The sequence below is a fragment of the Sphingomonas populi genome, from assembly GCF_004208535.1.
Lineage (GTDB): Bacteria > Pseudomonadota > Alphaproteobacteria > Sphingomonadales > Sphingomonadaceae > Sphingomonas > Sphingomonas populi.
In genome coordinates this window covers 58,558-71,508 of record NZ_SGIS01000008.1, presented here as the reverse complement: position 1 = coordinate 71,508, position 12,951 = coordinate 58,558, and the positions used below count along the sequence as shown (strand labels likewise).

Below are 12,951 nucleotides of genomic sequence, written 5' to 3'. Positions count from 1 at the left end.
AGCCGCGCAGAGATTTTCAATCCGCATATCGCGCGCTGAGGACCCAGAGCACGTAAAGAGACAGGATCGGGGCGACGGCGCCGGCGAGACGGGCTCCCCCTTGCAAAACGTACAAGGCGGGGAGGCTGTTCAGCAGCAGGACCACCATAATGGCGGCCGCGATGAATCGCGCCCATGGCGCAGATGCGCGCAAGCCCCGCCCGACAGCGTATAAAAGCACGCCGAACGATGCGGCGATCAGGGCCAGCACCGCGATCAGCCCGAAAATCGCGACGGCCACACCATTGAGCAGCGACATGATTTCGCCTGCACCGCTCGCCGCATTCGCGAGCAGGCCGACGAGCCCATACTGCGTCACGCTGAGGTAGTCCGGCCTATGCTGGCCGGCGGATGGCGCGGCCATGCAGGCTGCGATACCCATCGTGATTGCCAGCAATGACGATGCGAGTGCCGTAGCCAAACCGATGACCCTGAACCCTGTGGCGACGATGACGCGGTGGTTCGGCAACGGGCTATTCCTTCGACCAAACAAGCGACGCGTCGAGATAGCCATCGGTCGTCTTCCCTGAGAGTTGAAGGAGCTATAGCGGGCTTGAGGTACAGCATGTAGACGCCTCGTTGGAGGTTGCGATGCTCTTTGTCGGTCTTGTTCTCATGGCGAGCGCGCCGGTTGCACCGACACCGCGCAAATGCAGATTCGGTCGGATCGGCGTGCATACCGCGCAGGTTACTTCCCAACCGGTGACACCGGCGAGGCGCGTGGGCAGGTTGAGCCGCGGGTCGGCTGTGTACGTTTGCGAAGAGCGAGCGGGTTGGTTCGGAGTGCGCTTCGGAACGCCCGATCGTCCATGTCCAGTCCCGGCGGCTGGCCTCAGCCCCGGACTGGCATCGCTGTGTCGAACAGGCTGGGTTCGCAAGGAGGCCGTGAGCGTGCTTTCAATGTGAATGTGCGCCGCGCGTGGCTCTGTTGCAAAAGCAGCTAGGTCCACTGGCCCCGAACTTCGATCTAGGTTTCATCCTGGCGCCGGCTCTGATCAAGGTCGCACCGCCAGAACCAGCACAGTTATTTAAATTTGCAGTCATTGCCGCCGCTCGCGAAATAATCGTTTCTATAAATATCTCGGGTGTTGCAGCGGATTGGGCATGGTGCGCGATCGCCGCCCGAGGACCCTCTCATGGCGTTTCCGAGCTGGTTCTGCGCGTCGCTGCTGTTGAACACTCCCATACCGTCTCCACCCGCGACGTCTTCGCACACTCTCGATGCCGCTGCTACGGTGGCGCCTGTCGACGAAGTGAGCGATAATTCTCCCGTCGCCCCGAAGCAGACGCCCGCCACAGCGCCGGGCACGCGCCTGGAATGGCGGAACGGCTCGCCGGCCCTGGTTTTTTCCCCTGGCGGCACGACCTTCCGGCCGCTGGCGCAGCTAATCGTCGATGCCGAAACCACCAGCGGCGCGCGTGAGGCCACCCGCAATCGCAGCGACCGCGGCGTTCGCGCGGCCCATCTTGGCTTTGCCGGAACTGTCGCCAACCACCTCGTCTATCAGCTCGAGACCGAGTTCGCCTCTGGCTCCGCCGATGTGCTCTGGGCGTATGTCGGCTGGCGCGGCACGGTTGCCGGAATCGGCGTGGACATGCTGGCCGGCAATCTCCAGAATGACCGCAGCGTCGAAGGCAGTTCCGGCGGGGAGGCATTGCCGTTCGCCGAACCCAATTTCGTCGCCAGCGCGATCGCGCCCGACCGTGGCGGCTTCGGCTTCGGGGCGCAGAGCCGGCTAATCGGCAATCGCTGGCATGCCTCGTTCGCTGTGACGGGCAACGATATCGACGCGAACCACCCGCAGACGGGCAACCGCACCCTTCTCGCTCGCGCGCACTGGAACCCGGTGAAGCGCGAAGGCGCGATCCTGCATGTCGGCGCGTGGACGTTCGACGAGAAATTCACCGGCGGCACTCGCACGCTGGGCGCCGACACCAATGTCGCCCACGGCCTAAACCTGCGCACGGTGCTGCCGTCGCTGCCGTTGATCGGCGCGACCGGCGACCGGGGCGCGGGCGTGGAAGCGGGCGGCGTGCTTGGCTCGGTCTGGGTGATGGGTGAAGTCGGCCGGCGGGTGATCGACCTGCCGCGCGTGGAACCGCACATCACCGCCAAAAGCCTTTCGGCCGGTTGGTTCCTGACCGGCGACGCGCCACCCTATGCGGCCGCCACCGGCGGCTTCGGCCGGCCGATCGTCCACCGCACGGTGTTTCAGGGCGGATCGGGGCAGGTGGAACTCACCGCCCGATATGAGGGCATCCGGTTCACCATGCCGGGGTTCCGCAACACCGGCTCAAGCGTGACCGGCGGCGTCAACTGGTATCTGAGCAGCCAAATGCGCCTGATGGGTAACGTCAGCGCGTGGCGCATGGCGCCGGACCAGCGGATGACCGGCCCCGGCACCGGCCCCGACACCGACCACGGCACGACCTTCGTGCTGCGCGTCCAATTCGTCCTTTGAAGATCGCTGGAGGATCCACCCATGTCTATTGTCAATCGCCTGAAGCTCTCAGGCAAGCTGGTCGCCGCATTCGCGGCGGTCATCATCGTCGTGATCGTCTCCGGCGCCTACACTTACTGGTCGCTGAGTACGCTCGCGACGATTTCCGAATCCAACGCCAACAGCATCAAGATGGCGCAGGAGGGCGAGGCCATGCTGGGCGCCATCATCCAGCAGGAAAACGCACTGCGTGGCTTTGCGATGCTCGGTCGCGATGAACTGCTCGATGAGTATAAGGCCAATATCGCGGCGTTTGAGACGGCGGCGAAGAGCTTCGAGACCGGCAATCCGCTGCCCGACCAGCAGCAGCGGCTGCGCGACCTGCGGAGCGAAGTACAAGACCTCAACAACCGCCGCTTTGCCGAACTGATCACGCTCGCCCGCAACCCCGCCACGCGGAACAAGGCGCAGGAGATTTCCGGCCGCAAGCAGTTGCCGAAGGTGCGGGATATCTGCGGGCATATTCAGCAGCGCCAGCAGGAAGTGATGGCCGATCAGCGGGCCGCGATGATGGCGGCCAAGAACGGCGCGATGATCGCCGTGATCGTCGGCGCCCTCGGCGCGGTGCTGATCGCCGGTACGATGGCATGGCTGCTGGCCGGCGCGATCGTTCGACCGCTGGTCGGGATGACGGGCGTGATGACCCGGCTTGCGAATGGCGACATCCAGGTGGACGTGCCGGCGGTAGACCGCGTCGACGAAGTGGGCCTGATGGCGAAGGCCGTGCTGGTGTTCCGCGAAAATGCGCGGCAGAAGCAGATCGCGGAGGGCGAAGCGGCCAAGGCGCTACAAGATCAGAACTTCGTCACCGAGACGATTTCGCAGAATCTCGACCGGGTGTCGCGCGGCGACCTGACGGCGACGATCGCCGCCGAATTTCCGCCAGCCTATGTCGCGCTGCGCCAGAACTTCAACGAGGCGATCGCCAATCTGCGCGAGCTGATCGGATCGGTGATCGAATCCGCCGCAGCGATCAAGACGGGCTCGTCTGAAATCGCCCAGGCGAGCGAGGATCTCGCACGACGGACCGAAGCGAACGCCGCAAGCCTGGAAGAAACCTCGGCTGCCATCGCCCAGATGGACCAACGGCTGAACGCGACCGCAATCGCCTCCGGCAGTACGCTGACTCGGGCTGACGGCGCGATCTCGACCGTGTCGGGCGGCCGCACCATCGCCGACGAAGCGATGCAGGCGATGAACCGCGTGTCGGAGAGCGCCAAGGGCATCGACAGCGTGATCGAGGGACTCGACAAGATCGCCTTCCAGACCCGGGTTCTGGCGATGAACGCCGCCGTTGAAGCCGGACGCGCCGGTGAGGCGGGCCGCGGCTTCGCGGTGGTCGCCGACCTCGTCTCCGCGCTGGCTATGCGTGCCGAGGAAGAAGCCGGCCGCGCCCGCGACCAGCTAACCGCAACGCAAACCGATATCAGCGCGGCTGTTGGCATGGTCGAGCGTGTCGATGGAGCGCTGGCTAATATCAGCGGAGACGTCGGCGAAGTTCATGCGCTGCTCAGCAGCATGGCGGCAGACAATCAGGCCCAGGCCACGGCGGTCACGCAGATCTCCGCCGCGATCGGCGCGATGGATGCCGCGACCCAGCAAAATGCAGCAATGGTGGAGGAAACCTCGGCGGCCGCCCGGACGCTGAATTCGGAAGTCGTGACGCTGGCCGGCCAGGCAGAGCGCTTCGCCATCGGCGGCGAGGGTGGTGGACGACCGGGCCTGCTACCAGCAAGGCGGTCGGGCCGGTGAGCTTCCGCCGCGCCAAGCCGGCACCTGCCATGGCGAGCCGGCTTGGCGCGGATGCGTGGACGACGTTCTGATCTGTCGACAGGTGGTTCGGGGCATTCCTGCTCATCAGGCCTCAAGCGTTCTGCCGGCGGCCACTCTGGCCATCGGAGAATGATGATGGAGATGCCTGAAACCGAACCAACCGCCACCGCGCGCCAGGTCTGGAATGCCGGAAGGATGGTCAGGGCAACTGGCGCAGTCGGTGCAGAAAGGGATATGAGGTTCCGTACCGGCCGGAGTCACCTCTACGCGCTTTGGCGCTCCGCCGTTTTCCGGCAATGCACCCGGATAGATATCGCGCGAACTCCTGTTACGGTTTCGTCGGTCCCAGACGTCTAGGTAACCAATGACGGACGATGCCGCGATCAAGCAATGGTTCATTCGGGAGGTTCTGCCGCTCGAGCGCGATCTCGTGCGGTTCATCACGCGCCATTGCCGCGACGGGGCGGACGTGCTGGACCTGCGGCAGGAGGTCTATGAGCGTGCGCTTACCGGCGCGCAGCCCAATGGCCTCCGCTCGACGCGCGGCTATGTCTTCACGATTGCGCGAAACGTGCTGATCGACCGGGCGCGACGTGCCAAGATCGTCTCATTCGAACAGATCGCCGACATCGATATGGTGGGCTACGACATGGACCTGTCCGCCGAGGATCGTCACATGACGGCGCGCGACGAACTCCGCCGCGCGATGCTGGGGCTGGAACAATTGCCGCCACGCTGCCGCGAAGTCGTCCGCCTGCGCAAGGTCGAGGGGCTGAGTATTCGCGAAACGGCAGACCGGATGGGGGTCAGCCATCACACGATCGAACGGCAGCTTACGTTGGGGCTGCGGGCGCTCACCAACTTCATGCTCGGCGGTGAGGCTCGCATCAACCGATCGACGGACGCGACTGGCGTCACGCAGAAAGCCGAGCGATGAGCCCGGCGCGGGATATCGAACAGCAAGCGGCGCATTGGCTCGTGGCGCGCGAGCAGCCCGGCTGGTCCGCCGAAGATGCGCGTGCGCTCGAAGGCTGGCTGGACGATAGCGTCGCGCACAAAGCCGCATTCTGGCGGCTGGAAGCGGGCTGGGGCGCGGCGGATCGCCTCGCCGCGACACGCGGTGGTGTGCCGATCGCGCCCGCGCCGCATTGGACCAAGGCCCCGATCTGGGCGCTCGCCGCGTCGCTGGTGATGGTCTGCATGGCTGTGCTGGCACTTTGGCATTTCACCGCGAACGAGGTCGACGCACCCGCCATCCGCGTCGCGACCGCAGTCGGCGTCCACCGTCAGGTTGCACTGGCGGATGGCAGCGCGGTTACGGTCAATACCGCGAGCACGCTGCGCGCCGCCTTCACCAGTGGACAGCGGCAAGTCTGGCTCGATCGCGGCGAAGCCTATTTCGAGGTTGCGCATGACAAGCGCCATCCCTTCGTCGTCTTCGCGGGCGGACGGAAGGTCACAGTGCTGGGCACCAAATTCTCGGTCCGCCGCGATGGCGACACGGTCACGGTCGCGGTCGTCGAGGGACGGGTTCGGGTCGAGGCTTCGGACCCCGCCACCGCCGGACGCGCCGCGATCATCACCGCCGGCGATGTCGCAATCGCGCGCGGCCAGTCGATGCTGCTCGCGGACCGATCCGAACAGCGCGTGCAGGACGCGCTGGCGTGGCGGCGCGGCGTGCTGACGTTCGATCAGGTGACGCTGGAACAGGCGGCGCACGAGTTCAATCGCTATAACCGGCGCCAGATCCGGCTGGGCGACGCGCAGGTCGCGCGGCTGCGGATCGGCGGCTCGTTCGAGGCGACCAACATCGATGCGTTCACGCGGCTGCTGCACGACGCCTTCGGCCTGCGCGTTGCAAACGATTCCGACGGCGTCACGATAAAATCCTGAAGCGCGTTACGACTTCCGACGAGCCATTCGTCTGAAACAGCGGCGGCACGAAGAGGCCGGCAGGATAAACACAAAGGGGGGGATATGCGTACATCTCATACGCTGATGATCTTTATGGCGACCAGCGCGATCGTCGGTGCGATGCCGGCTGCGGCTCAAGCCGAAACGCGCAGCGCCACATCGCTTCGCGCCTATGACATCGGCGCCGGCAGCATGAAATCCGCGCTCGACGCGTGGGCGCGCCAGTCGAACCAGCAAATCCTCTATCGCACTGACGACGTGCGGGCCTTGCGCTCGCCGGGCGTGCGTGGCCGGCTGGGCGATATCCAGGCGCTCGATCGCATCCTTTCGGGCTCTGGCCTCAGGATGCACCGCGATTCATCGGGCGCGGTAGCCATCACCCGTCCTGCCGCCTTCTCCAGTACAGCGATGCAGGATGTACCGGCTGCGGCCGAGCCGGACTCGACCGCGCCGCAGGAGACGAGCGATCTTCAGGACATCATCGTCACCGCGCGCCGCACGGAAGAGCGCGCCCAGAAAGTCCCGGTCTCGCTGACCGCGTTCACGCAGAACACGATACGCGAGAAAGGCATCAACACCGCGACGGACCTGCAGAATTTCACGCCCTCGTTGACCGTGCTCGGCAACGTCGCGCGCAACCAGGAAACCTATACGATCCGCGGCATGGGTGGCGGCGGCGGTGCTGGCACCGGCAGCGGCCCCGGCGTCGTCGGCTATTTCGCCGAAGTACCGTCCTCGGCGAGCGGGCCGGGCAGTTTCTACGACCTTGCTTCGCTGCAAGTGCTGAAAGGCCCGCAGGGCACGTTGTTCGGACGCAATACCACGGGTGGCGCGGTGCTGCTCGAACCGGTGCGGCCCAAGATGAACACCGTCGAAGGCTATGTCGAAGGGACGCTTGGCAACCTGCGCCGCCGCAGCGCGCAGGGCGCGCTCAACCTGCCGATCATCGACAACCTGCTCGCGATCCGCGTCGCGGGCCAGTTCGACAAGCGCGACGGCTATGTCCGAGACGTCCTCACCGGGCGCGACTATCTCAACCGCAACAATTTTTCGCTTCGGCTCGGCGTCCAGTTCAACCCGACCGACACGATCAACAGCTACACCGCAGTGAATTACGTCGACGTCGATGAGCACGGTGGCGGCAGCATCCTGCTCGCGGTGCGTCCAGGCAGTCCTTATGCCGCGCTGCTCCAGCCGTATCTGGCGCAGCGACAGGCGCACGGGGTCCGCCAGACGTCGAGCGGCGTCAACACGTTCGAGAAGGCGAAGAACCTGCTCGTGCTCAACAATACGACCTGGAGCCCGACGCCCGAACTGACGATCAAGAATGTTTTCAGCTATGGCCGCACCCGCTCGACCAGCGCGACCGATCGCGACTCCACGCCGCTGCCGATTGCGGACCTGCTCGGCGCCTTTCCCGGCGGCTACAACAACAATCTGCGGACGATCACCGAGGAATTGCAGGCGCGCTACGACGATGGGCGTTTCAGCCTGCAGGGCGGGGGCTTTTATCTTGATGAGAAAAGCCCGTCGCCGCTGACATTCCTGACCGTCAATCCCTTGCAGGCCGGCATTCTGGGTGGCGGGCCGATCGTTTTACCCGGGTTCGCGCAAACGCTGCTCGGCGTGAACGGCCCGTTGTTGCCCGCCCTCAACATCCAGCCCGATGCATCGGTGCGCGGCCGCAGCAAGGCGCTCTACGCGCAGGCACAGTATAAGATCGCGCCGACGCTGACCGCGACCGCCGGTTTCCGCTGGACGTGGGACACGTTCGACGGCGACATCCAGAGTTATCAGGACGCGCAGAGCTACCAGGTCTTCAATCGTCTCGCCGCGCTTGGATTCGTCTCGCAGGCGCAGGCGGCACAGGTGATCGGCCTCAACGCCAACCTCTGCGTCTACGATGCCTTCCTTGCGGTGGCGGCGGGCGGCTTTCCGACCCGGAAATATCCGAACTGCACGAAGCCGGCCTTCAGCGGCGAGAGCGACGGGCCGACCTGGCACCTGGGGCTCGACTGGCAGGCTGATCCGCAGACGCTCGTCTATGCGGTTTCACGGCGTGGCTATAAGTCTGGCGCGAACAATCCCATCGTCACGTTGTTTCTGGGCAGCGACTACCCGCTCGCGCCCGTCAAGCCCGAGCGCGTGACCGATGCCGAGGTCGGGTTGAAGCGCGACTGGACGATCGGCGGGGTCAAGGCACGGACCAACCTCGCGGCCTTCTACACCTGGTTCAACGACGTGCAGGTGATCCAGCGCGCCGCAATCGCCGGGTCGGACATCCTCGCCAATGCCAAGAGGGCGCGGGTCATCGGTCTGGAATTCGAAGGACTCATCGTGCCGTTCAAGCCGCTGACGATCAGCGGCACCTATTCGTACAACGACGCTAAATTCCTTGACTACGTCACCATCCCGATCCCGGCGATCCCCTCGGCGCTGACTGCGGCGCAGCCGTCGCGTAATCTATCGAGCACGCCGTTCACCTTCGTCGCCCGGCACAAGTTCAGCCTCGACGGCCGCCTCGCATTGCCGATCCCCGCCGCAGAAGGTGATATGGCGATCCGCGCGACCTATTCGTGGCAGTCCCGCCAGCGCGTCGCGGCCGATGCGCAGCCGTTCGACACGATCGCGCCCTACGGGCTGCTCAACCTGCGGCTGGAGTGGAATCAGGTGCGCGGCGCGCCGCTCGATCTTGCGATCTACGGCACCAATGTCCTCGATACGCCGTATCGGATCACCGCCAACACCGGCTACAACAATTCGGGGTTCAGCAACTCGATCTACGGCGAGCCAGCGCAATATGGCCTGTCGCTGCGGTATCGCTTCTGATGCTGCGGGCATTTTCAACCGCGCTCGTCGCGGTCCTGCTTGCGTCGTGCGGATCGTCGCCCGAACGGCGTGCGATCACGCCGGTGCAGCAGCATTTGGTCGATCGGATGAGCAGGGCCGGCGCCGCCGCGATCGATGCCAACGGTCGCGCCGACGGCGGGATGAGCGTCGCGGGCACGCTCGCTGGCCGCGCCTTTGGGATCGCCGTCCCCGCCCGGTGGAACGGGCAGGCGGTGCTGTTCGCCAACGGCTATTCGATCCCCGGCACGCCGGTGTCGGTCCCTGCCGATCCGGTCGCGAAAGATCCTTCAGGCGGGTTCCTGACCGCCGCCTATCGACAGGGCTTCGCGGTCGGGCAGAGCGCGTATGACAAGCCGGCGATGGCGGTGAAGAGCGGCGTCGCCAACACACTGCGACTGCGCGGCTGGTTCGAACGGATCGGCGCACGCCGTTTCTATCTCGGCGGCGCCTCGATGGGCGGCAATATCGTCATGGCGCTGATCGAGCAGCATCCGGGCGCTTTCGCCGGAGCGATGAGCGCGTGCGGAGTGACGGGGGACTGGGACAGCGAGGTCGGCGCCCTCGTCGACCTGCGCGCCGCTTATACTTTCTACACGCGGGGCACGAAATACGCACTGCCCGGCAACCACGATATCGCCGTCAACGGCGTGTCGCCGACACCACCGGCGGGCCTGGGCTTCGCGCGGACGCCCTGGCTGTTCTGGCAGTTGAAGCGGATGAGCGGCGTGATCGCCGAGCTGTTCAAAGCCGCGCGCGCCGACCCCAACGGACCCGAGGCGCGGATGGTCGCCCACATCGCCTCGGTCGCGAAGGCGGATGCCGATCCCGCCAGCTTCATTTTTCCGATCATGACCGCGATGGTCAGCATGGAGGACATGCGCGCGAGCTTCGGCGGCGTGGTGTACGGCAATGTCGGCAGGGTCTATGACAGTCCACTGCTGAGCGCGACCGAGAAGGCCGCGTTGAACGCCGGCATCCAGCGTGTCGCTTCCGACGCACCGGCACGCGCTTTCGCGGTCCGATGGCATCAATCGACCGGTCGGTTCGGGACGCCGCTGGTTGCGGTCCACAATCGTCACGACGGTCTCGTCTTCGCCGAACAGGCGACGTTGCTGCGCGCGCGCGTAAAGGCCGCAGGCAACCAGGCGCATCTGTTCCAGCTCTGGGCGCCATCGCTGCAAAAGGACATTCCGGGCACCGGCCTCAAGGGCTGGGCGCATTGCGGTTTCACGCCGCGTCAGGCGGCGGTGCTGTGGGACACGCTGCACGGCTGGGTCGAGAGCGGCCGCAAACCCGCCACGGGAGCGTATTGAGATGCCGGGCGTGATCGACCGCCGACAGGTGCTGGCGCTCGGCGCGGGCGCGATGGCGACTCCGTCGCTGGCGCGCAGCCGCCGCGACGCGTTTCTATGGGGCGTGGCGACGGCAGGGCATCAGGTCGAGGGCAACAACGTCAACGCCGATATCTGGCTGCTTGAGCAGATGAAGCCGACGCTGTTCGCCGAACCATCGGGCGATGCCTGCGACAGCCTGCATCGCTGGGACGAGGATGTCGCGATCGTCAAGGCGCTGGGCCTCAACGCCTATCGCTTCTCGGTCGAATGGGCGCGGATCGAGCCGGTCGAGGGACAGTTCAGCCAGGCGTATCTCGATCATTATGCGCGGATCGTCGACCGCTGCCGCGCGTCGGGCCTCGCCCCCATCGTCACCTTCAACCATTTCACCACGCCGCGCTGGTTCGCCGCGCGTGGCGGCTGGGAGGCTGGGGACGCCCCGGTCCTCTACGCACGCTTTTGCGATCGGGTGGCGCGCGCGATGGCGCGCGGGATCAGCCATGCGCTCACCTTCAACGAACCCAACCTCTCGATCAACGGGTCGTGGTCGCGCTTTCGGCCTGATGCCAAGGCGCTGGCGGCGACCCAGGCGATGATCGCCGCCGCGGCAAAGGCGTCCGGCTCAGATCGTTTCTCGGTGCTGAATGCCGGTGACCCGACCCCGATGATCCCGGGCGTGCTACGCGCACACCGGTTGGGACGCGAGGCGATCAAGGCGGTGCGGGGTGATCTGCCGGTGGGCATGAGCCTCGCGATCTCGGACGATATGAGCGTCGGTGGCGACGCCCTGCTCGCGGCCAAGCGCCGCGCCTATTACGAACCTTTCTTCGAGGCGGGACGCGACGACGATTTCGTCGGGGTGCAAACCTATGAGCGGACCTATATCGGCCGCAATGGCCCGGCCGATGCGCCCGCCGCCACCCCGCGCCGCCCGAACGGCAAACCGTATGAGCCCGACGCGATCGGCGGATCGATCCGCTACGCGCATCGGGCGACCGGCAAGCCGATCCTCGTGACCGAAAACGGGATCGACGCGACCGACGATGCCGAACGCGCACGGTTCATTCCCGCCGCCATCGCGGCGGTCGAGGCCGCCCGGCGCGACGGCGTGCCGGTGTTGGGCTATATCCACTGGTCGCTGCTCGACAATTTCGAATGGCTGAGCGGCTACAAGCCTCGGTACGGGCTGGTCGCGGTCGATCGCGTCACTTTCAGGCGGACGGTGAAACCCAGCGCGCATGTGCTCGGCCAGATCGCGCAGGCTGGCGGCACCGGCCGGTGAACGATGGCACGTTCCTGTGGGGTGCGGCGACTGCCGGGCATCAGGTGGAGGGCAACAATATCAACGCCGACATCTGGCTGCTGGAGCAGGTGTCGGGCACGTCGTTCGTGGCGCCGTCGGGCGATGCGTGCGACAGCCTAAACCGCTGGCGTGAGGACGTTGCGCTGGTCAGCGCTCTCGGCCTCAACGCGTACCGTTTCTCGGTCGAATGGTCGCGGATCGAGCCTGCCGAGGGACAGTTCAGCGCGGCATGGCTGGACCATTATGCACGGATCGCCGCAGCATGTCGTGCGCAGGGGATCGCACCCGTTCTGACGCTCAGCCACTTCACCTCGCCACGTTGGTTTTCCGCGGCAGGCGGGTGGGGCAATGACAACGCGCCCAGGCAGTTCGCGCGTTTCGCCGGGCGGGTAGCCGCTCGGATGGGCGAATTTGTCGACCATGTCGTCACGTTCAACGAACCCAATCTCCCCTTGATGGGCAGATGGATCGCGACGCCGATCGCCGATCCGGCACGGCGATCACTCGACGCGATGATGTCGGGTGCGGCGCGCGCCTGCGGATCGGATCGGTTCGCCGTCTGGGTCTATTCGCGCGGGGACGATCTGCCGCGCCTGCTCGCCGGGCACCGTGCTGCGCGTGCGGCGTGGAAGGCCGTGGCGCCGGCCAGCCTCGTCGGCATGAGTCTCGCCATACCCGAGACGACGGGCGATGCGCGCGCCGTGGCGGCGTACCGGGATCACGCGGAACATCCTTTCCTTGCCGTAGCGCGCGACGACGATTTCGTTGGCGTGCAGAATTATGGTCGGATGGTGCTCGGCCCGGATGGCGTCGCGCCGCCGCCGGACACCGCCGAGCGAACCCAGTCGGGCGACGAATACCGCCCGCAATCGCTGGGTGCAGCCGTTGCATATGCCTCCGCCGCAACCGGACGCCCGGTGCTTGTGACCGAGAACGGCGTTGCCGCTGCCGACGATGCGCAACGCGCTCGCTTCATCCCTGCCGCGATCGCATCGCTGGATACGGTACGCGGGCAGGGCGTCCCGGTACTAGGCTATTGCCACTGGTCGCTGCTCGACAATTTCGAGTGGCGGCGCGGCTACACGCAGCAGTTCGGGTTGCACGCGGTCGATCGACGGACGTTCCGTCGGACGGTCAAGCCGAGCGCGCGTGTCTATGCCGATATCGTGGCGGCACGGCGATGATCGGAGCGCGCGGGCGCGTGCGGCATGCGAACCGCGATGGAGGGCCGATGGCG

9 protein-coding genes are annotated in these 12,951 nt (G+C 65.9%); 8 read left to right on the top strand and 1 reads right to left on the bottom strand.

The annotated features are described in order from the left end of the window. Positions 1-16: 16 nt before the first annotated feature. Positions 17-508 carry a hypothetical protein gene (locus EWE75_RS07080; RefSeq protein ID WP_130155961.1) on the bottom strand — a complete coding sequence of 164 codons (492 nt, stop codon included), beginning with the start codon at positions 506-508 and terminating at the stop codon, positions 17-19. A 784-nt stretch (positions 509-1,292) separates the two neighbouring features. Between EWE75_RS07080 and EWE75_RS07070 the strand changes: the two genes are divergently transcribed. The 8 genes from EWE75_RS07070 to EWE75_RS07030 all read left to right on the top strand — a co-directional run bounded on the left by EWE75_RS07070 (position 1,293) and on the right by EWE75_RS07030 (position 12,898). After that, positions 1,293-2,501: an OprO/OprP family phosphate-selective porin gene (locus EWE75_RS07070; RefSeq protein ID WP_165388285.1), complete on the top strand. Its 1,209-nt coding sequence runs from the start codon at positions 1,293-1,295 to the stop codon at positions 2,499-2,501. Between the two features lie 21 nt (positions 2,502-2,522). Then, on the top strand, positions 2,523-4,292 hold the full coding sequence (locus EWE75_RS07065; RefSeq protein ID WP_130155959.1) for a methyl-accepting chemotaxis protein: 1,770 nt from the start codon (positions 2,523-2,525) through the stop codon (positions 4,290-4,292). A gap of 385 nt (positions 4,293-4,677) precedes the next feature. Then, positions 4,678-5,250 (top strand): RNA polymerase sigma factor, encoded by a 573-nt coding sequence (locus EWE75_RS07055; RefSeq protein ID WP_206364707.1) that lies wholly within the window; start codon positions 4,678-4,680, stop codon positions 5,248-5,250. Continuing rightward, positions 5,247-6,206 carry a FecR family protein gene (locus EWE75_RS07050; protein ID WP_130155957.1) on the top strand — a complete coding sequence of 320 codons (960 nt, stop codon included), beginning with the start codon at positions 5,247-5,249 and terminating at the stop codon, positions 6,204-6,206. The genes EWE75_RS07055 and EWE75_RS07050 overlap by 4 nt, the downstream gene beginning before the upstream one ends. Before the next feature lie 84 nt (positions 6,207-6,290). Continuing rightward, complete coding sequence (locus EWE75_RS07045) at positions 6,291-9,056, top strand: TonB-dependent receptor (RefSeq protein WP_231708258.1); 2,766 nt, start codon at positions 6,291-6,293, stop codon at positions 9,054-9,056. Next, positions 9,056-10,390, top strand: coding sequence for an alpha/beta hydrolase family protein (locus EWE75_RS07040; protein ID WP_130155956.1), 1,335 nt, complete (start codon positions 9,056-9,058; stop codon positions 10,388-10,390). The genes EWE75_RS07045 and EWE75_RS07040 overlap by 1 nt, the downstream gene beginning before the upstream one ends. Before the next feature lie 10 nt (positions 10,391-10,400). Continuing rightward, positions 10,401-11,693, top strand: coding sequence for a family 1 glycosylhydrolase (locus EWE75_RS07035; RefSeq protein WP_165388284.1), 1,293 nt, complete (start codon positions 10,401-10,403; stop codon positions 11,691-11,693). Then, complete coding sequence (locus tag EWE75_RS07030; RefSeq protein ID WP_206364714.1) at positions 11,690-12,898, top strand: family 1 glycosylhydrolase; 1,209 nt, start codon at positions 11,690-11,692, stop codon at positions 12,896-12,898. Before EWE75_RS07035 ends, EWE75_RS07030 begins: the two co-directional genes overlap by 4 nt. Positions 12,899-12,951: the final 53 nt, after the last annotated feature.

Excerpts from the sequence above, each read along its gene's own strand:
- EWE75_RS07065 (WP_130155959.1), top strand. The coding sequence starts at position 2,523 with ATGTCTATTGTCAATCGCCTGAAGCTCTCAGGCAAGCTGGTCGCCGCA.
- EWE75_RS07055 (WP_206364707.1), top strand. The coding sequence starts at position 4,678 with ATGACGGACGATGCCGCGATCAAGCAATGGTTCATTCGGGAGGTTCTG.
- EWE75_RS07050 (WP_130155957.1), top strand. The coding sequence starts at position 5,247 with ATGAGCCCGGCGCGGGATATCGAACAGCAAGCGGCGCATTGGCTCGTG.
- EWE75_RS07045 (WP_231708258.1), top strand. The coding sequence starts at position 6,291 with ATGCGTACATCTCATACGCTGATGATCTTTATGGCGACCAGCGCGATC.
- EWE75_RS07040 (WP_130155956.1), top strand. The coding sequence starts at position 9,056 with ATGCTGCGGGCATTTTCAACCGCGCTCGTCGCGGTCCTGCTTGCGTCG.